General features: G+C 45.5%; 16 protein-coding genes and 1 pseudogene. 6 read left to right on the top strand and 11 right to left on the bottom strand.

The genetic code is table 11. The annotated features are described in order from the left end of the window. The first annotated feature begins 43 nt into the window (after positions 1–43). From tilS to A4A70_RS00280, 4 genes are all read left to right on the top strand, one after another. Positions 44–1,573, top strand: coding sequence for a tRNA lysidine(34) synthetase TilS (tilS, locus tag A4A70_RS00295; protein WP_070097369.1), 1,530 nt, complete (start codon positions 44–46; stop codon positions 1,571–1,573). Positions 1,574–1,734: 161 nt separating this feature from the next. Further along, entirely contained in the window at positions 1,735–2,685 is a 951-nt protein-coding gene (gene tal, locus A4A70_RS00290) for a transaldolase (RefSeq protein WP_067567363.1), read from the top strand. A 15-nt stretch (positions 2,686–2,700) separates the two neighbouring features. Continuing rightward, positions 2,701–4,740, top strand: coding sequence for a transketolase (gene tkt / locus A4A70_RS00285; RefSeq protein ID WP_067567360.1), 2,040 nt, complete (start codon positions 2,701–2,703; stop codon positions 4,738–4,740). A gap of 240 nt (positions 4,741–4,980) precedes the next feature. Further along, positions 4,981–5,322 (top strand): DUF413 domain-containing protein, encoded by a 342-nt coding sequence (locus A4A70_RS00280; RefSeq protein WP_067567357.1) that lies wholly within the window; start codon positions 4,981–4,983, stop codon positions 5,320–5,322. A gap of 64 nt (positions 5,323–5,386) precedes the next feature. Here the strand turns inward: A4A70_RS00280 and A4A70_RS00275 are convergent, their stop codons facing one another. Continuing rightward, positions 5,387–6,565, bottom strand: a complete 1,179-nt coding sequence (locus A4A70_RS00275; RefSeq protein ID WP_067567354.1) for an IscS subfamily cysteine desulfurase — start codon at positions 6,563–6,565, stop codon at positions 5,387–5,389. Between the two features lie 318 nt (positions 6,566–6,883). On the opposite strand from A4A70_RS00275, the gene suhB reads away from it, so the two are divergent. Continuing rightward, entirely contained in the window at positions 6,884–7,672 is a 789-nt protein-coding gene (gene suhB / locus A4A70_RS00270) for an inositol-1-monophosphatase (protein ID WP_067567351.1), read from the top strand. Between the two features lie 15 nt (positions 7,673–7,687). Here suhB and glyA read toward each other — a convergent pair whose 3' ends face one another. From glyA to xthA, 9 genes and pseudogenes are all read right to left on the bottom strand, one after another. Beyond that, a complete protein-coding gene (gene glyA, locus A4A70_RS00265; RefSeq protein WP_067567348.1) occupies positions 7,688–8,941 on the bottom strand; it encodes a serine hydroxymethyltransferase in 1,254 nt (417 codons plus the stop codon). Positions 8,942–9,013: 72 nt separating this feature from the next. Then, positions 9,014–10,030 carry a Holliday junction branch migration DNA helicase RuvB gene (gene ruvB, locus A4A70_RS00260; RefSeq protein ID WP_067567346.1) on the bottom strand — a complete coding sequence of 339 codons (1,017 nt, stop codon included), beginning with the start codon at positions 10,028–10,030 and terminating at the stop codon, positions 9,014–9,016. A gap of 8 nt (positions 10,031–10,038) precedes the next feature. After that, positions 10,039–10,659 (bottom strand): Holliday junction branch migration protein RuvA, encoded by a 621-nt coding sequence (gene ruvA, locus A4A70_RS00255; protein ID WP_067567343.1) that lies wholly within the window; start codon positions 10,657–10,659, stop codon positions 10,039–10,041. Between the two features lie 86 nt (positions 10,660–10,745). Beyond that, positions 10,746–11,277 (bottom strand): annotated as a pseudogene (ruvC, locus tag A4A70_RS00250) (crossover junction endodeoxyribonuclease RuvC). A 37-nt stretch (positions 11,278–11,314) separates the two neighbouring features. Further along, positions 11,315–12,052: a YebC/PmpR family DNA-binding transcriptional regulator gene (locus A4A70_RS00245; RefSeq protein WP_067567337.1), complete on the bottom strand. Its 738-nt coding sequence runs from the start codon at positions 12,050–12,052 to the stop codon at positions 11,315–11,317. A gap of 297 nt (positions 12,053–12,349) precedes the next feature. After that, positions 12,350–14,107 (bottom strand): aspartate--tRNA ligase, encoded by a 1,758-nt coding sequence (aspS, locus tag A4A70_RS00240; RefSeq protein ID WP_067567334.1) that lies wholly within the window; start codon positions 14,105–14,107, stop codon positions 12,350–12,352. A 597-nt stretch (positions 14,108–14,704) separates the two neighbouring features. After that, positions 14,705–15,706, bottom strand: a complete 1,002-nt coding sequence (gene gap / locus A4A70_RS00235; protein ID WP_102135147.1) for a type I glyceraldehyde-3-phosphate dehydrogenase — start codon at positions 15,704–15,706, stop codon at positions 14,705–14,707. 165 nt (positions 15,707–15,871) lie between these two features. Continuing rightward, entirely contained in the window at positions 15,872–17,731 is a 1,860-nt protein-coding gene (gene sppA / locus A4A70_RS00230) for a signal peptide peptidase SppA (RefSeq protein WP_067567328.1), read from the bottom strand. Between the two features lie 560 nt (positions 17,732–18,291). After that, complete coding sequence (xthA, locus tag A4A70_RS00225) at positions 18,292–19,104, bottom strand: exodeoxyribonuclease III (protein WP_067567324.1); 813 nt, start codon at positions 19,102–19,104, stop codon at positions 18,292–18,294. A 273-nt stretch (positions 19,105–19,377) separates the two neighbouring features. Here xthA and galU point away from each other — a divergent pair, with 273 nt between their 5' ends. Then, positions 19,378–20,277 carry a UTP--glucose-1-phosphate uridylyltransferase GalU gene (gene galU, locus A4A70_RS00220; protein ID WP_067567321.1) on the top strand — a complete coding sequence of 300 codons (900 nt, stop codon included), beginning with the start codon at positions 19,378–19,380 and terminating at the stop codon, positions 20,275–20,277. A 350-nt stretch (positions 20,278–20,627) separates the two neighbouring features. Here the strand turns inward: galU and hns are convergent, their stop codons facing one another. Then, positions 20,628–21,038: a histone-like nucleoid-structuring protein H-NS gene (gene hns, locus A4A70_RS00215; RefSeq protein ID WP_067568233.1), complete on the bottom strand. Its 411-nt coding sequence runs from the start codon at positions 21,036–21,038 to the stop codon at positions 20,628–20,630. Positions 21,039–21,201 lie beyond the last annotated feature (163 nt).

Below are 21,201 nucleotides of genomic sequence, written 5' to 3'. Positions count from 1 at the left end.
TTAAGGTATTCACTAAGTCCGGAATACTTTGTAAGTTATCTGTATGAAGCCTGCCACTGAAGGGCCAGTGCAGGTGCTGCGCCGCCTGGTTTCGCTCCATCTTGCTTCCTACCACAAGCTGCTGTTGGCGTACAGTGGCAGCATGGACTCAACGGTGCTGCTAGATATCCTTACCGCATTACGCGAGGCGGCGCCATCGTGCGGCAGCGATAGCAAGTCCGGTTTGAAGCTGAGGGCACTTTATGTACACCATGGTTTAAGCCCACACGCCGACTATTGGGCCGCCCATTGCACAAGTGAATGCCAGCGGCGCGGTGTAACATTTAATGTCGTGCGTGTTGTCGTGGCTGAAAGAGCAGAAGGTGTTGAAGCAGCAGCGCGTAGCGTGCGTTACCAAGCATTAGCAACAGCACTGGAGCAAGACGAGACGCTACTGACGGCTCATCATCAAGACGATCAAGTGGAAACACTGCTGCTGGCACTAAAGCGTGGTAGCGGCCCGGCTGGTCTTGCGGCAATGGCATCAGATGCACCATTTCGCAGTCATCGGCTGGTGCGACCGCTGTTAGACTGCAGCCGGGCGCTGCTAGCAGACTATGCCCGCGAATGTCAACTTCATTGGATTGAGGATGACAGCAACGCTAGTTTGCGTTTCGATCGTAATTTTTTGCGTCATTGTATCATACCTCCCCTGCGCCAGCGCTGGCCGCAGTTTGCCACCACCGCAGCGCGCAGCGCGCAGCGGTGTGCCGAGCAAGAAGCGTTACTAGATGAACTGTTAGTAGACACATTAGCTACGCTAACTCATTCAGACGGCTCACTATGGCTGACTGGACTGACGACAATGAGCGTGATTAAACGCGCAGCTATTCTGCGTCGCTGGCTCGCGGGCAGCGGATTGAGGATGCCATCAAACCAACAGTTAACGCTTCTGTGGCAACAGGTAGCTCTCAGCCGGCGTGATGCGGTAGCGCAATTACAGCTTGACAACTGGCAAATACGCCGTTTCCGAGATCGGCTTTATGTGCTGCCACTGTATCTAACAATCGTTAGCAACGAAGAGCGCGAAACAGGCTGGCCCCCAGCGGCAGAGCATATTAAATTGCCAGCTGGATTAGGTACCTTATATAGGCAAACGCTTGGCATTACTGCGATACCAGAACATTTTAAGCCAGAAAGTGAGGAGCATTATAATGACCTTAACCATACCGATAGCACGTTAGTCCTGGTTCGTGCGCCGTGGCCTGGCGCACGGGTATCGGTGCGCTTCGGTATGGTGCCTGGTTTGCTGTATATCAGTGGCCGGCGCCACGGCCGGAAGCTGAAAAAACTTTGGCAAGAGCTAGACATTCCACCGTGGCAGCGCGGTATCACCCCGTTACTATTTTACAATGAAACTCTTATTGCAGCGCTGGGGGTATTCATAACCCGCAAAGGGGAGGCGGTTGTTCAACGCGCGCAATGGCAGATTTTCTGGCGCCATGGTAACGAGCTTTTTCTAAAGAAGACTTCAAGTGGTATAAAAGAGGTAGGTATGCCAACCGGCGGGCTACCGCTCCTAAGACAGCGCTAGCAATTACAAGAGAGGAGCTAACATAACGAACGCATTCTTTCACAATTCTTCGTAACAGGATAAAATAAGTAACGTATTCTATAGATAACCAAGAAATAAGTGGCGCTGCTTTTCTGTGCGCCATCTATTGCAGTTGATAATCTTTTACATGGAGCCTAGACATGAATCAGTTAGAAGGTCTAAAAAAATTTACCACTGTTGTTGCTGACAGTGGAGATATTGAGTCTATTCGGCACTACACGCCGCAGGATGCTACCACCAACCCGTCTTTGATCTTTAAAGCCGCCAGCATGACAGCTTATAATTCATTATTTGAAGACGCGCTAGTCTATGCTCGCAAGCAAGGCGGTACCCACAAAACAAAGATTATCAACGCTAGTGATAAATTAGCAGTTAATATTGGGGTAGAAATTCTTAAAAACGTGCCTGGACGTGTTTCTACCGAAGTAGATGCGAGCCTCTCCTTCAATCGCGGCATGTGTGTCGCCAAAGCACGTAAATTAGTGGCGCTCTATCGGGAGCATGGCATTGATAAATCACGTATTCTTATCAAAATAGCGTCTACCTGGGAAGGTATTAAAGCCGCAGAAGAGTTGGAAACAGAAGGTATAAATTGTAACCTAACGCTGCTGTTTTCCTTCAGCCAAGCCCGCGCTTGCGCCGAAGCGGGCGTATATCTTATCTCACCGTTCGTTGGCCGAATTTATGACTGGTATAACCAGCGTCAACCTCTCGATCCCTACATAGCAGACGAGGATCCAGGCGTTAAATCGGTATGCAAAATATACGCTTATTATAAACAGCATCGTTACCAGACTATTATCATGGGCGCCAGTTTTCGCAAAGTGGAGCAAATCTTAGCCCTAGCTGGCTGCGATCGCCTAACCATTGCTCCAGCCTTGCTAGAAGAGCTGCATAAAAGAAAAGGTCCAGTTGAGCGTAAACTATCTCTTTATCCCGAAGTTTTACCTCAGCCGGCGCCGTTGGCGGAAGCGGAATTCCGCTGGGAGCATAATCAAGATGCAATGGCAGTAGATAAACTTGCTGAAGGAATTCGCCAATTCGCGGTAGACCAACAGAACCTAGAAGATCTTTTGGCGGCAAAAATATAATCTTTGGAGCATCTAATGACCTCTAGAAAAGCGCTTGCTAACGCTATTCGTGCTTTGAGCATGGATGCTGTGCAAAAAGCTAATTCCGGCCATCCTGGCGCCCCGATGGGTATGGCGGATATCGCTGAAGTGTTATGGCGTGATTATATGAATCACAACCCGATCAACCCACAGTGGGCGGATCGCGACCGTTTTATTCTCTCTAATGGCCACGGATCGATGCTACTTTATAGTTTGTTGCACCTCACCGGCTATAACTTACCAATAGAAGAACTAAAAAATTTTCGCCAGCTTCATTCAAAAACCCCGGGACACCCTGAATATGGTTATACCGCCGGCGTTGAAACTACCACCGGCCCACTAGGTCAGGGCATTGCCAACGCAGTTGGTCTGGCTATCGGCGAGCGTACTCTGGCTGCGCAATTCAACCGCCCTGGGCATAATATTGTCGACCACTATACTTATGTTTTTCTAGGCGACGGCTGCATGATGGAAGGTATTTCCCATGAAGTATGTTCATTAGCAGGCACCATGAATCTGAGCAAATTGATCGCTTTTTACGACAAAAACGGTATCTCCATTGACGGAGACGTCATAGGCTGGTTTAACGAAGACACCGCCTCCCGCTTTGAAGCCTATGGTTGGCATGTGGTACGCGGCGTGGATGGACACGACAGTGAATCCATCAAGTTAGCAATCGACAATGCCCGTTCCGTGATAGATAAGCCGTCTCTGTTAATGTGTCAGACGATTATAGCCTTCGGCGCGCCGACCAAAGCCGGCACAAACGTCGCCCACGGTACCCCACTGGGCGACGAAGAAATAGCTGCTACGCGTAAGGCGCTAGGCTGGAATGCTCCGCCGTTCGTTATCCCGCAGGAAATTTATCAATCTTGGGATGCTAAGGAATATGGACAAAAAAAAGAAGCTGCCTGGAGTGAAAAACTAGCTATTTATGCTCAGGCTTATCCTGAGCTGGCGCAGGAGTTTAACCGTCGAATACGTGGCGAGTTACCAATAAATTGGCAGGTGGAAAGCCAAAAAATTATCGGTAAATTGCAGGCTAATTCTGCCCAAATCGCCAGCCGTCAAGCTTCCCAGAACGCACTAGAAGCCTTTGGCCCCATGTTGCCGGAATTGCTCGGTGGATCAGCTGATCTGACCTACAGCAATTTTACTCTTTGGTCGCAATCAACTTCTATTACAGACGATCTTGCCGGTAATTATATCCATTACGGCGTGCGCGAATTTGGCATGACAGCCATCGCTAATGGCATTGCTCATCATGGCGGCTTTATGCCTTATACCGCAACCTTCCTGATGTTTGTTGAATATGCCCGTAACGCGGTGCGCATGGCGGCGCTGATGAAGGTTCGGCATATCATGGTCTATACCCATGACTCTATTGGTTTGGGTGAGGACGGCCCTACCCATCAGCCGATTGAGCAATTGGCTAGCCTGCGCATGACGCCAAATATGAGCAACTGGCGTCCCTGTGATCAGGTAGAAACTGCGGTTGCTTGGAAAAAAGCCATCGAGCGCCATAACGGACCCACTACACTTATTCTATCGCGTCAGAAACTGGCGCAGCAAGAACGAAGCATACAACAATTAGCGGACATCGAACGGGGTGGGTATGTGCTTAAGGATTGTGCCGGACAACCGGAGGTAATCTTGATCGCCACCGGCTCAGAAGTTGAATTAGCAGTTGCTGCCTATCAACAACTCAGCGACGAAGGGCGTAAAGTATACGTGGTGTCGCTGCCTTCTACTGATGTTTTCGATCTACAAGACGATGCTTACCGTGACTCAGTTCTGCCGAAAGCAGTTACGGCGCGCCTCGCCATTGAGGCCGGCATCGCAGATTACTGGTATAAGTACGTTGGTCTGGAAGGCGACATCATAGGTATGACGACCTTCGGCGAATCAGCACCAGCCGATGAGCTATTTGAAGTATTTGGCTTCACCGTCAACAATGTGCTAACCAAAGCACGTAAGCTTTTGCAGCATGCACCACTTGCAAGACAAAAAATAAACACTAATGACATGCCCTAATTCAATTGCAAACAATTCAACCTGGTTAACAACCAGCTCTGGAGCTATGTGTCGGTATCCAAGTAATTTATGAACTTTTGTAGGAGACTTAGCTTTTTTATCGCACTAAGGTTTAATTTTAGTAGTTTATATGTTATAATATAAGCAGCTACTATGATGTAAATATTAGTCTAATAAATCCACAACGAATAGCCTTTTGAAACAGCGTGGCTTATATATAAATGGAGGCGCGTAAAATAGATAATGGACAGCTTCTTTACTACTAATCGTTATTTTGATAACAAAAATTATCCTCGCGGCTTCTCTCGACATGGTCATTTCACTATTCGAGAAGCGCAGTTACTGGAACGTTGTGGCCATGCCTACAATGATTTGGACAACGGCAAACGTGAACCGATGACTGAAGATGAGAGGCAGTTTATTGCGGTGTGCCACGGTGAACGTGCTCCTTTTAATGAACATGAAAAAGTTTGGTTCAAGTACATTGAACATACCCGCCGTCCTAAGCGTTTTCATACCCTATCCGGAGGTAAACCGCAGATGGATATAATAATAGAAGATTATACCGACACAGAAGACTGATACTGATAAAAAACTGATATTGCCCAGAACAAGATTGCTATCGCTAACGGCCGCCGACTGGTCATCATATATCAGGGATGATTGGGCGGCTGCGGCTATGGCGCAGGTACGTAATAGTAGTTTGTATCTGCGTAATAGCGAACTCAATCTCTTCTGGAGTAGTAAACCTTCCTATAGAAAACCGGATGGAACTGCGTGCCAGCTCCTCAGTCAGCCTCATAGCACGCAGGACATAGGAAGGCTCAAAGTTCGCGGAGGTACAGGCTGAACCGGTAGAAATCGCTAGATCTTTGAGCGCCACAATAAGCGACTCACTGTCAACATCAAGGAAGCTGATGTTCAGCAACGTCGCAACGCTCTGCTCCAGACAACCATTAATCGAAACGCCGTCAATTTGCTGAAGCCCTTGCCATAGGCGATCGCGCAACACCCGCAGACGAGGCATTTCACTAGCCAGCGCCAGCGCCGCGAGGCGATAGGCTTCTCCCATGCCGACGATTTGATGCACCGGTAACGTGCCGGAGCGCATACCCAGTTCATGACCGCCGCCATGAATCTGCGCCTCGATGTGCACTCTAGGTTTGCGGCGCACGAAAAGCCCACCTATTCCCTTCGGGCCATAAAGTTTATGGCCACTAAACGACATCAGATCAACAGGCAGCACGGATAGATCGATGGGCAATTTGCCAACACTTTGGGTGGCATCCACGTGGAACACAACGCTACGGTCACGGCACAGCTTGCCAAAAGCGACGATATCCTGAATTACTCCGGTTTCATTATTAACATGCATCAGCGACACTAAAATTGTGTCATCGCGTAACGTATCACTTACTTGTTGCGGTGTAATAATACCGTTTTTCTGCGGTACCAGACGAGTGATAATAAAACCTTCTTTTTCTAACTGCTGGCATGTATCAAGGACAGCTTTATGCTCAGTCATACCGGTGATAATATGGCTGCCTTGAAAACGGTGGGCATGAGCGGCACCTTTTATAGCCAAATTAGCCGATTCGGTAGCGCCAGAGGTAAAAATAATTTCGCGGGGATCAGCGCCTACCAGTGATGCAACATGGTTGCGGGCAATATCGACGGCTTCTTCTGCCTCCCAGCCATATCGATGGGAGCGTGAATCTGGATTACCGAAAATACCGTCTAGCGTTAAATGTTGCATCATCTTTTCAGCTACCAGTGGATCAACTGGCGTGCTGGCAGAGTAGTCGAGATAAATCGGTAATTTCATTACGTATTAACTCCAGGCATCGTTAAAAGCAGATGCCTTGCCTGTAGTTTGTGTAATCAAGCGCATAACTTGTTGATCCTATAAGTGAGTGCTCATTCATTGCACAGGCTGTAGTAGATCTAATTTTAGCAGTATAAAAAGTTTTAACCAAAATTATTATGGTATTATGTAGCATAGCATGCTATGCTAGGAGCCATCCATATATGTAATAGGTTAAGCACAGCTTGTAGGTGTTTTTTTGCTGACGCTCTGCTTGCTATATTGTGTTTTAGTTCTTTATTGTGTTTTAGTTCTTTCACATTTTAGTGAAATATATCCATGCATCCAATGCTCAACATCGCCATTCGCGCTGCGCGAAAGGCAGGTAATTTAATTGCCAAACATTATGATATCCCTATTGAAGCCAGTCAGAAAGTCAACAACGACTTCGTTACTCACGTCGACCTGGAAGCAGGACGCTTAATAATTGAAGTTATCCGCAAGTATTATCCGCAGCACGCTATTTTAGCTGAAAATAGCGGAGAGCTGGCCGGTAAAGACAATGATCCACAATGGATTATTGACCCACTGAATGGCACCACCAATTTCATCAATCGTTTTCCTTATTTTGCTGTTTCTATTGCCGTGTGCATCAAAGGCCATACGAAGATCGCTGTAGTTTATGATCCAATGCGCAATGAGCTGTTTACTGCCACCCGAACTCAAAGCGCGCAGCTTAACGGTTATCGTCTGCGTTGCGGCGGCGCACGTGATTTAACTGGCACCATTCTGGCTACTGGCTTCCCATTGAAGCAAAAACAGTATACCGATAATTATATCGGCCTACTAAGCAAATTGTTCATTCAATGTGCGGATTTCCGTAACACCGGCTCTGCTGCATTGGATTTGGCCTATGTGGCCGCGGGCCGTGTAGACGGTTGTGTTGAAATAGGTCTCTCTCCTTGGGAGGTTGCTAGCGGGGAATTACTGGTGCGTGAAGCTGGTGGTCTAGTAACTAATTTTACTGGCGGCCATCATAATTACTTACTTTCCAGCAATATCGTAGCGGGAAACCCGCGCGTAGTAAAAAACATACTTTCGACGATAAGTAATGAACAAATAAAATAAGTTAAGTACGAATTTTTATGAGTAAACAGGATACTGGGCACAAATTTCCAGTACTTTATTTTTAGTGCGGTTAATAACCGCTTCATCGTGAGTATTTTCCAATACATCACACATCCATCCAGCTAGTTCGCGTACATTAGCCTCGTTGAAGCCGCGGCGGGTCACGGCCGGCGTACCGATACGCAACCCAGAGGTAACAAATGGACTTTTCGGGTCGTTTGGAACGCTGTTTTTATTGACAGTAATGTTAGTGCGTCCCAAAACTGTATCTGCCTCTTTCCCGGTCAAATTTTTATCCACTAAATCTAGCAGAAATAGATGGTTTTCAGTGGCACCAGAGACAACTTTAAAGCCGCGTGACAAAAAAACCTCTACCATAGCTTTAGCGTTTTTAGTCACCTGTTGTTGATAGCTTTTAAAAGCTGGCTCAGTTGCCTCTTTCAGCGCTACCGCTTTGGCGGCGATTACGTGCATCAATGGACCGCCCTGCGCACTAGGAAAAACAGCGGAATTAAGCTTTTGATACAATTCGTTGCTGCCGTTTTTTGCTAAAATTAAGCCGCCGCGAGGACCGGCTAGCGTTTTGTGAGTGGTAGTAGTCACTACGTGAGCATGAGTTAACGGATTGGGATAAATACCGGCAGCAATAAGCCCAGCTACGTGTGCCATATCTACAACCAGGTAGGCGCCAATGCTTTCAGCAATTTGGCGCATTCTAGCCCAATCTAGCACGCCTGAGTAGGCGGAAAAACCGCCAATTATCATTTTAGGCACATGGATACGCGCCAATTCAGCTAACTGATCGTAATTAATTTTGCCGCTCTCGTCAATACCGTAAGGCACTATGTTATATAGTTGACCGGAAAAGTTTACTGGGGAACCGTGCGTTAAATGGCCGCCATGGGCCAACTTCATACCCATAATAGTATCATGCGGCTGCAGTAAGGTACTGTACACGGCGAAGTTAGCTTGCGAACCAGAATGTGGCTGCACGTTAGCATAATCAGCGTCAAAAAGCACCTTAGCGCGATCTATGGCCAATTGCTCCACGACATCTACATATTGACATCCGCCGTAATAACGCTTGCCTGGATAACCTTCCGCGTACTTGTTAGTCAGCTGGGAGCCTTGAGCCTGCATAACGCGCGGGCTAGTATAGTTTTCAGATGCTATAAGTTCAATGTGCTCTTCTTGACGCACCACCTCCTGTTCCATTGCTTGCCACAATTCGCCATCATAATCTGCAATATTCATATCACGCTTTAACATCCGTATCTCCTGGCTCAAGACTATGTGCTATGATAATTTAAATAGGTTACTCCCCGACTACTGTCATCGGAGTTAGTCCTGATCATCGCGATGTCCTTCCAGACCAAAATAACGATAGGCATGGGCGGTAGCGATCCGCCCACGTGGTGTTCGCTGAATAAACCCTTGCTGAATCAGAAATGGCTCCAGCACATCCTCTATAGTTTCGCGTTCTTCACCTATTGTCGCCGCTAGATTATCCAAGCCAACCGGACCACCGAGAAATTTATCGATAATAGCTAATAACAATTTTCGATCCATAAAATCGAACCCTTCAGTATCAACATTAAGCATGTTCAATGCGCTTACTGCAACTTCATCGGTAATGTAGCCAGCGGCACGCACTTCAGCGAAGTCTCGAACTCGACGCAGCAGACGGTTGGCGATGCGCGGCGTGCCGCGAGCTCTGCGGGCGATTTCGCGAGCGCCTCCCTCGGTAATGTGCAAAGCCAGGCAGGCGGCGCTGTGGCTAACGATATGCTGCAAATCTCCCATCTGATAAAACTCTAGACGCTGAACAATACCAAAACGATCACGTAATGGCGGAGTCAGCGATCCGGCGCGAGTCGTAGCCCCTACTAAAGTAAATGGCGGAAGATCAATTTTAATAGAACGACCGGCTGGACCTTCACCTATCATGATATCCAGCTGGTAATCTTCCATTGCGGGATATAGCACCTCTTCTACCACCGGTGACAGGCGGTGAATCTCATCGATAAATAACACATCGTGAGCCTCTAGATTAGTCAACATAGCAGCCAAATCTCCGGCTTTTTCTAATACTGGACCCGAGGTAGTGCGCAGATTGACTCCCATCTCGTTAGCAACAATATTTGCTAACGTAGTTTTTCCCAGGCCAGGAGGTCCTGAGATTAATAAGTGATCAAGCGCATCGCCACGCATTTTGGCCGCCTGGATGAAAATGTCCATTTGTTTGCTCACGTGTGGCTGGCCGATATAGTCTTCCAATTTTTTAGGCCGGATGGTGCGGTAGATAACTTCTTCTTCAGTTACTAACGCAGCGGACATCAGTCGATCGGTTTCAATCATGTTTTACCTCAAAGCGCTGCGCGTAGTGCAGCGCGGATAAGTACTTCACAATCAGCGCCGGTGTACGCAACTTTGCTCACCATCCGGCTTGCCTCCTGAGATTTATAACCTAGTGCCACAAGTGCTGCAACTGCTTCAAGTTCAGGATCTGCCAGTAGATTACTTTGCTCGTTGGCGGAGGGTGCTATTTCTCCTATGCCCAGCGGTACGAACAGATTTCCTGACAGTCCTTTGAATCTATCCTTCATTTCTACCACCAATCGTTCCGCTGTCTTTTTGCCTACGCTGGGCAATTTTACTAGATTATGGATTTCTTGACGCTCTACTGCGAGCATAAACTGCTGTGCCGACATACCAGACAATATTGCCAGCGCCAGTTTCGGCCCGACGCCGTTGACTTTGATAAGCTCGCGAAACAGCATCCGCTCTTGTTTATTAATAAAACCAAACAGCAATTGGGCATCTTGACGTACTATGAAATGAGTGAAAATTACCGTCTCCTGACCTATTTCTGGTAGAGCGTAGAAACAGGTCATCGGCATATGCACTTCATAACCTATGCCATTGGTTTCCAGCAGTACTAGCAGTGGCTGCTTGTCCAAAATAATGCCTCTGAGACGTCCGATCACCTCGACCTCCCTTTGTACGTTAGGTTGTTAGTTATGACTGCCATGCTTAATAAAGGCTGTATAACTATCTAATTTGATGGTAAATACTACGCTGCTGGCTGGTTAAGCCTGCCGTGCGCTAGCTTAATAAGCTGACCTGCGTACTAAAGCATTCTGGCTGAAATGGCAGTGAGTGATGGCGATAGCTAAGGCATCGGCGGCATCTGCCTGCGGGTTAGACTGCAGTTTTAGTAATGTGCGTACCATATACTGTACCTGAGTTTTTTCAGCTGCTCCGCTGCCTACCACCGTCTTTTTTACCTGACGGGCCGCATATTCAAATACCGGTAATGCCAAGTTTACCGCTGCCACGATGGCCACGCCACGTGCTTGGCCAAGCTTCAACGCTGAATCAGCGTTTTTTGCTATAAACACCTGTTCAATCGCCAGGCAATCAGGTTGAAACTGGGTAATGATTGCGCTAACTCCAGAGTAAATCAGTTTCAAACGGCTGGGCAAGTCTTCAACCTTTGTACGGATGCAGCCGCTACCTAAATAGGTCAGCATCCGTCCTTCCTGGCGCACGATGCCATAACCGGTGATACGCGAACCGGGATCGATAGCGAAAATAACGGTCATAGCGCGCTGCTGCCTGAAAAGAATAATGCGTTTCGAATTACAAAGTCTCCGCCACCTCGGTGGAAATGTAGCCGTTATGGTAAACTTCTTGTACGTCGTCACAATCTTCCAACATATCGATAAGCAGCAATAGTTTAGGCGCGGTTTCGGCATCTAAATCAGTACGTGTAGCAGGAACCATAGCTACCTCAGCTGATTCCGGCGTCAGGTCTGCAGCTTCCAGCGCTTCTTTTACCTTAACAAAATCTTCCAGCGGCGTGTAGACATCTATGGTACCGTCATCATAGGCAATGATATCATTCGCTCCGGCTTCTAGCGCCGGATTCATTACCGTATCTTCGCTCAGCCCCGGCGCAAAGGAAATAACGCCACATTTAGTGAATAAATAGGAAACGGAGCCTACATTGCCTAAATTGCCTCCAGTTTTGGTAAAGGCGTAGCGCACTGACGACACGGTACGGTTACGGTTATCGCTCAGGCATTCTACCATTACCGCGGTTCCTCCTGGGCCGTAACCTTCATAAATAATAGTTTCCATCTGCGCATCATTCTCCCCGCCTACGCCGCGGGCAATAGCACGATTTATCGTATCCCGAGTCATATTGTTCGATAATGCTTTATCCATCGCTGCCCGCAGACGCGGGTTGGAGCCACCGCTGCTTTGCCTAGCGGCTGTCATCAATTCACGTATGATCTTGGTAAACATCTTCCCGCGTTTGGCGTCTTGCGCGGCTTTACGATGTTTAGTATTGGCCCACTTACTATGACCTGCCATATATTTCTCCGAAATTCTCCGAACAAGAATTAATCAGGTTATATATGAATGAATATAACTGCTTCAATCAACTACCTATTACTCCAAAATAAAGTTACTGAACCTATGTTATTTATAGGGTCTAGAGGTGGTGAAAAGAACTTATCGCCGCGAGGTGATACCGCCGCCGCTTATCGATAGCAAGCAACAAAATTATGGTTATCCCGCAGCTGCAGCATTAAAACGCGCCTGACAACAATATCCATCCATCAACACTGGGCGTTTAAATCCTATCACAACTAGCTATGCTTTCTTGCTCTACCCAACCAATGCAATCGACAAATCAGCCAGCACGTCTAAGTTGCAAAAACTTGGAGCTTTGGTCATTAGATCTGCTGCTGCGGTAGTTTTTGGGAAAGCGATGACATCGCGAATATTATCGGTACCGGTTAACAGCATCACCAGTCGGTCAAGACCTAACGCCATACCAGCGTGAGTCGGAGTGCCGTATTTTAAGGCATCAAGTAAAAAACCAAATTTTTCTTGCTGTTCATTAGTACTCATACCTAGAAGACTAAAAACGGTTTGCTGCATATCGCGACGGTGAATACGCACCGAACCGCCGCCCACTTCATATCCGTTAATCACCATATCGTAAGCATTTGCAATCGCTGCCGCGGGATTATCTATTAATGTCTGCGCGTCGATATCTTTCGGCGCAGTGAAGGGATGATGTCTCGCGGCCAGTCTGCCGTGTTCGTCCTCTTCGAACATTGGAAAGTCGATAATCCATAGAGGTGCCCAACGCCTAGTGTCTGTAATTTTAAGGTCTAAGCCCACCTTGAGGCGCAACGCGCCTAGCGCATCAGCTACTACACCAGCACAATCTGCGCTAAAAAAAAGGATATCGCCGTCGGCGGCTCCGGTGCGCGATAAGAGGCTTTCAATTACTTGCCTCCCCATGAATTTCGCCACTGGACTTTGTACCCCGTCTACTCCGGCTAGGCGCCGATTTACCTTCATCCACGCCAGACCTTTTGCACCGAAGATTTCGATATATTTGGCGTATTCGTCAATCTGCTTACGGCTTAATTGAGCGCCGCCTGGCACGAGCAGGGACGCAACCCGACCTTTTGCGTTGTTGGCAGGGACCGAAAAAATCTTGCAATCGACATCCTTGACCAAATCTGTCACATCTACCAGTTCCAAAGGGTTACGTAAATCTGGCTTGTCGGAGCCAAAGCGGCACATTGCCTCGGTATAAGTTATTTTCAAAAAATTTCCCAGATCGACGCCGATGATTTCGCGCCAAAGATAACGTATTAGTTGTTCCATTATCTCGAGCACTTGTTCAGCGGTCATAAAAGACATTTCGACGTCTATTTGTGTAAATTCTGGTTGACGATCAGCGCGCAGATCTTCGTCACGGAAGCATTTTACAATCTGATAGTAGCGATCAAAGCCTGACATCATCAATAGTTGCTTGAATAGCTGTGGCGATTGCGGCAAAGCATAAAATTTACCTTTGTGTAAGCGGCTGGGCACCAGATAATCACGCGCGCCTTCTGGAGTCGTCTTAGTCAACATCGGCGTCTCGATGTCTAGAAAACCTTCCGAGTTCATAAAGCGGCGTATGAAGTTAGCAATGCGCGCCCGTGTCTGCAGACGGTAGGACATAATCGGCCGGCGCAAATCGAGATAGCGAAACTTGAGACGCTGTTCTTCGGTGTTGTTTTGATTAGCGTCTAGGGGCAATGGTTCCGAGCGATTGATAACATTCAGTTGTGTGGCTAGCACCTCAACAGCACCAGTCGCTATATTGTGATTAATCTGACTATCAGGCCTGGCACGCACAATACCGGTTAATTGTAAACAAAATTCGTTGCGTAATTCGGCAGCGCGGGCGAAAGTCTCCTGATGAGCTGGGTCGAAGAATACCTGAACCAGACCTTCTCGGTCACGCATGTCTATAAAAATTAGACCCCCAAGGTCGCGAAGACGGTTAATCCAACCGCATAATGTCACTTCCTGGCCAATATGTGCTAAATTTAGCTGTCCACAATATACAGTACGCATTAGTCGTATATCCTTCAAACAAATTTATCTCGTCAGCGCCAATGGCAGCCCTTTAGGCAGGCAATCAGCAGGCAATCAGTATGATCTAGCCAGAGCCTTATTTTGTTTTTATCATAGCGAAAATGATTAATAAATTTTAACAAAACTAAACGCCGTCATACTGTCATAACTGGTGCATAGTAACATACTAACTACTATTCTAGACTACTATTCTAGTAGTAACTAGCCCGGCTGCGCACAGAACATAGTTTACTTATCATGTAGATACCTACATGATATGATTGATATGATTGAATAGAGCTCAAGTGTGCCTAATTGGTTCTTATTCAGGTTATAGAAAGACATTTTGTTTTTTGCCGACGCTCCTGCACAGAGCGCCTCACCGAGGCATGGAGCGCGCAGTAGATTAGAATGTGTTTGTTGATTGAAGAGTATACTAGATACCAGCTAGCGTGATGACTTACGCTATGGTTAGCAACCAACCGCTAGCGTCATTTTCAATGTACTGCCGGTTCTCCTCTTCTCTTCTTATTAGAAGAGAGAAAAAGGGCGACATAGCAAGAAGCTGCCGTCCCCTTTTATCAAAAATTTTTCAGCTTATTTGTTTGCAATGTAAGAGATCAGATCCAAAACTTTATTAGAATAGCCAGTTTCGTTATCGTACCATGCTACTAACTTAACAAAGTTTTCGTTCAGGGCAATACTCGCCTTCGCATCGAAAACAGAGATCAGTTTCTCACCGTTGAAATCCGTAGAAACCACGTCTTCGTCGGTATAGCCCATTATGTCTTTCAGCTCGCCTTCAGCAGCTTGCTTGATGGCTGTGCAGATATCGGCATAAGAAGCGGCTTTTCCCAAACGAGCAGTCAGATCAACTACTGAAACGTTCGGGGTCGGTACTCGAAAAGACATACCAGTCAGTTTGCCATTCAGTTCAGGGATAACCTTACCAACTGCTGTAGCTGCGGCGGTAGAGGATGGGATAATATTTTGAGATGCGCCACGGCCGCCACGCCAGTCTTTTTGGGACGGACCATCGACAGTTTTCTGAGTGGCAGTAGTAGCGTGCACGGTCGTCATCAGCGCTTCAACAATACTGAAATTATCGTTGATAATTTTTGCGAGCGGGGCCAGACAGTTGGTAGTGCAAGAGGCGTTAGATACAATCTCCTGGCCGCGGTAGGACTTGTGGTTAACACCCATAACAAACATGGGGGTATGGTCTTTTGATGGGGCAGTAATAACGACTTTTCTGGCTCCAGCTGTAATGTGCTTACGTGCAGTTTCATCTGTTAGGAAAACCCCTGTCGCTTCAGCGACCACATCTACATCGTTCCACTTTAGTCGAGCTGGATCATTTTCAGAAGTACAGTAGATAGCTTTACCGTTCACCACTAGATGACCGTTCTTGACGTCAACGTTGCCGTTGAAGCGACCATGAGTTGAATCGTACTTCAACATGTAAGCCATGTAATCAGCATTTAACAGGTCATTGATGGCTACGATCTCGATGTGGTTATATTCTTGTGCAGCACGTAAAATAACACGTCCAATTCTACCAAAACCGTTGATACCTACTTTAATCGTCATATTATTCACCAAATATATTACTTAATCAATTAAATAACTAATTAAAAGAACTAGTTATAAGTTCACAAAAACCTCGCTTATAGTCAAGCAAAATTGTACTAATTATTTACATTAAATTAAGCTCAACAGCTTTTTTTTCTTGTTATGATTAATATTAATCTAATTAAGATAATTTTAGTGCATTTGCTCGCGGGAAAGACAAAAGGCGTAGCGATTTTGCGGTTCGTTCCAGTTTAAGCCGATTCCAGCACCTATTTTTAGGTGGTCTGCCATCTGGCTAACCGGCGCAGGTAGCCAGGTCTGGCTGACGGTAGACAGCAAGGTATACATCAAGGCTCTGGTTTGGGAAAGCAAGAAATCCATCAGGCCTGGTTTAGCAAGATACCAGTGTAAGGTATACTGCTTTAACTGCGCCAGTTCAGCAGCTTTGCTCACCGCATCATCGAAATCACCCAAAGCATCTACCAACCCATTCTGTGCGGCATCGCTGCCGATCCAGACGTGTCCTTGGCCAATTTTATCAATTTCTTCTGGGGTCTTATGGCGTGCTTGCGCTACTAAGGCAAGAAAGTTATGATAGCCATTTTCTACATTAAGCTGCATCATTTGCAATAATTCTGCAGGTAACGTCTTTGTTAGTGACATAGAAGCCAACGGCGACGTAGCGACGCCATCAGTATGGACACCGATGCTATCGAGAGAGCCTTCCACGGTATGAATCACACCGAAAATACCAATTGAGCCAGTCAGGGTACTGTCACTAGCGATTATGTAGTTAGCTGGGGTAGAAATCCAATAGCCGCCTGATGCCGCCATACCACCCATCGATACCACAACTGGTTTGCCTGCGGTGCGCGCGGCAGCAAGTTCAGAACGTATGACTTCAGAGGCGCTAATGCTTCCACCGGGGCTGTTAATACGGAAGACGATGGCTTTGATTGCAGGATCAAGTCGGGCATCGCGAATCTGATCGGAGATGGTATTACCGCCAACCAATCCTGAGGTTTCCGGATCATCGACAATAGCGCCGTTTGCGAAAATCACCGCAATCTGTTCGTCCTGTTGCTGCGTCATTGTTTTCTTTGTCGGATGATAGTCATACATACTAGTGCCATTGAAGTCTTTTTGGCGCTTATTCCAGCCGAACGCTTTGACCATCGCTGTCTCGATGGCAGAACGGGAAGCTACTTCATCAACCCATTTATTATTAAATGCGAATTGAGCCGGATTACCATCCACTTCGTATAACCTGGACAACATCTCCTGTGACCCAGGAAATAACTGCTGCGGAGTGATATGGCGATTGGTCGCAACGGTTTGCAAATAATGCTGCCACAGCTTACCTACCCAACGACTGTCAGCTTCGCGCGCAGCATCAGACATGTTATTACGCAAAAAAGGTTCGACCGCAGATTTATAAGTACCAACACGGAAAATATGGCTATTAATTTTCAATTTATCAAATAAAGACTTATAATAAAAATTATTGGTTGCAATACCATGTAAATCTACGGCTCCCTGTGGAGTCAGATATATTTTATTGGTATAGCTAGCCAGAAAATATTGTGCCTGGCTATAACTGTCGCCTACCGCATAGCTAGGTTTACCGCTGGCACGAAATTCACTTAGTGCCTTACCAATATATTGCAACGAGGCCTGATCAGCGCCGGAAAAATTCTTCAGCGACAGCACCAAGCCAGTGATATTGGCGTCGTTTTTTGCCTGTCGCAACTTATCGACCACGTCGAACATTGAATTCTCCTGCAGTCTGTCTCTAGAAGTACCAAGTAATTCATGACCCCACTGTCGCAATCTATTATTCATTGCTGGCTTATCTACCACAGTGCCAGTTAAATCCATTACCAAAGCGCCTTTAGTAAGTTTTATCGGCAAATAATAAATCTTTAGACCGATCCCGACTGCAGCGATAATAATGATTAATAAAAATACATTGAGGATAAATTTGTGGATGAAATTAAGTAAATGCCAACCCCATTTAAATGGGCTAAAAACAATTCGCCACAATATGTGCATGTAATCTCCAATCAAACAGAATAGCAAATTTTAGGATGTTACTAAAAATGTTCCGGCATAGATCTAAAAACAGGCTGGTTAAAGCTTAAGGTAGTCTCACTTATTCTATCATCCACCTACTGTTATTTCCGCCGCCTTCATGCTCAACACTAATTGCACTAATGGATGCATTTGAACTGTTATTAACGTTCAGCTTACTAGTTAAACGAACCGGCACTGTCCTAGAATGTTTTGAATGCCCAGTTTTAACTGGCCATACAGTAGGTTATTTTAGCAAAAGAATGGGATAATTAATAAATTAAGTTAAAAAGATATAAGTTAAAAAGATAAGTGGTCACAATATCGCGCCTAACTGATCCTTGTAGGGATCAGAGTGGGGGTTCAGACTATTTATCATAAGCAATAACAACAATTGCTCCGTGCTGTCCGGAGCGTCTCCAGTAACTATTATGCATAGAGTACCGGTTATTGTCCGCGCCGGTGGCTATTGGCTATATATTAGTGACCAAAAATCCTATTTATTTTTCGGTTAATTATACAATTACTATTACTGTCATAGCTTACAACGCAAAATCAACCCACACCGGCGCATGATCAGATGGTTTGTTCATGGCGCGGATAGCGTAATTTATGCCGGTAGACTGTACATATGCTGCCAGCTGCCGTGAGGCCAGCATAAGATCAATGCGTAGCCCAAGATTTTCATCGAAACCGCGCGAACGATAATCAAACCAAGAGTAGCGATCATTCTTAGCAGGATTATCCTGGCGATAAGTATCTACCAGGCCACAGGCAAAAAGACGCTCTATCCAAGCCCGTTCTTCAGGCAGAAAAGAACATTTGCCTATACGTAGCCAGCGCTTGCGATTATCTTCGCCAATGCCGATATCAAGATCAGTGGGGCTAATATTCATATCGCCCATAATAAGAAGCAAAGATTTATCGTGGTGACAGTGACTTTGCTCAACGTAATCCTGAAGAGTTTGATAAAAAAGCTGCTTGGCGTGAAATTTCATTGGATGGTTTCGTCTTTCACCTTGCGGAAAATAACCATTTACCACGGTTAATAACCCTTGCGGCGTAAAAAAATCAGCCATGATAATACGGCATTGAGTATCCGCACCGTCGGTAGCGAACCCGCGGCGGATAGCCAAGGGTTTTTCCTTGCTAAGTAAGGCGACTCCATAATTACTCTTCTGGCCATGATAGTGGACGTGAGAAACGTGACGCCTGATCTCTTCGATGGGAAACATATCGTCATGGACTTTTGTTTCTTGCAGACCGATAACGTCTGGCTGCAGCGTAGTAATGATAGCCTCAAGTTGGTGTAGATGTGCGCGTAGCCCATTGATATTAAATGAAACAAATTTCATTTTACTAATTATTTATTCTCTTTATTTTGTTAAGTTTAACAGCTAGACTAATTTAGTCTACTATACTATATAATGACTCTAAAGATTAGAGGTTGACGGTAAACGCGCAGTGTTACTTTATATTAAAGTAGCTAATCTTAGCGTTTTATTAAAAATAAATAGTTTTATTAAACGCATTATACAATGATTATAACTGATCTAATTAAAAAAAAATAAACAGATACATTGTTATCTAGATATAGATTAAAATCTCTTTGTAATAAGAGGTAGTTGATGTCAGCTATTACGACAAAAGTTAAACAAGCAATAATCCCGGTGGCAGGATTTGGCACACGAATGTTACCAGCAACCAAAGCGATTCCAAAAGAAATGCTTCCATTAGTTGATAAACCTCTGATTCAGTATGTGGTCAATGAATGTATCACCGCTGGTATTAATGAAATTATTTTGGTTACTCACTCCTCCAAAAACTCTATTGCAAACCATTTTGATACCAGCTTTGAGCTGGAGGCCAGGCTTGCAAAGTGTGGCAAGCGTCGGCTACTAGCGGCAATTCAGGCGATTTGCCCGTCGCACGTCACGATTAGGCAGGTACGTCAGAGGCTAACTAAAGGTTTAGGTCACGCAGTATTATGTACGCATCAACTGGTTGGCTATGAGCCGATAGCGGTAATTTTGCCTGACGTTATTATCAATGCATATGAGTCTAATCTTCAAATCGATAATCTAGCCGCGATGCTGAAACGCTTCGAAAAAACTGGCCGCAGCCAAATTCTAGTAGAACCAGTTGATGATGTGACTAATTACGGCGTGGTAGATTGCCAGGGTAAATCACTGAAACCGGGTAACAGCGTCATAATTGTGGGCATGGTAGAGAAACCTGCAGCAGATGAAGCTCCTTCTAATTTATCCGTAGTAGGCCGCTATGTGCTTTCCCCCGCGATTTGGGCAATTTTAAAAAAAACTCCGCCAGGAGCCTACAATGAAATTCAGTTGACCGACGCCATAGCCATGCTGATAAAACAAGAGATCGTGGAAGCTTATCACTTGACAGGTGTTAGCCATAATTGCGGCAACAAGTTGGGTTATATGCAGGCATTTGTTGAATATGGTCGGCGCCATAATAGCCTAGGTAATGAATTTAAAAAATGGTTACAAAATCTAATGCATTAGGTATTCAGGCACCTATCCCATGCAACTAGCGCAGATAACGAAGCTAGGCATTATTTTAATATTAAATTTGGATTACTTTATTAAATGTTATTTAATGTTACAATAACAAGCCTATGCCTATTGTCAATAGGACAGTTTATACTTACAGCTAAAGTATAAATTAATATTAATTAATATACAGTATATTAGAGTAAATCAATCTGCTTGTTCTTAGGGAAGTTTTTTAAGGTAAGCTTTTTAAAAGCTAAAAAAAATAATATAAACTATTGACTGAATAGTGTCATGCTAAAAAAGCCCTCTGAGATACAAAGAGCTTTTTTCAAAAAAAAGTTAATAAGCTCAGCGATTGATTACAACAAAAAATCTGCTAGTGCTTTTCCTTCTTCTTCAATTGCTTTTTTGATTACCGCCGGAGTACGGCCCTGGCCAGTCCAGGTTTTTACGTCGCCATCTGCGTCAGTATATTGGTATTTTGCTGGACGAACAGCCCGCTTAGTTTTAATTGACGATTTATTAGAAGCGCTCATAGATTGTAGCAATTCATTGGGGTCGATGCCGTCAGCAATCAACATTTCACGGTATTGCTGTAATTTGCGCGTGCGCTCTTCAATTTCAGCCTGTGCTTGATTGTCTTCCTCACGTCGTTCGTTGACAACAACCTCCAGTTTCTCGAGCATTTCTTCCAGAGTTTCTAAAGTGCATTCTTTGGCCTGTGCGCGCAGAGTACGGATGTTATTAAAATTTTTTAGTGTTTCGCTCATTGATTTAATCTCTTTATTATAAAAGATAGCATTATATAGCATTATTATGTCCATAATAGAGTGCTAGTTTCTTTTCTGCAATACCTTAATTTTAAAATTAAAAATTAACCATTATAAATAATTTTATACTTTTACTAAACAACTATTAATATAGAGTCTGCGT

Source organism: Candidatus Hoaglandella endobia, from assembly GCF_900044015.1.
Classification (GTDB): Bacteria; Pseudomonadota; Gammaproteobacteria; order Enterobacterales; family Enterobacteriaceae; genus Hoaglandella; species Hoaglandella endobia.
The sequence above is the reverse complement of the archived record's forward strand: the minus strand, read 5'-3'. Positions and strand labels throughout refer to the sequence as shown.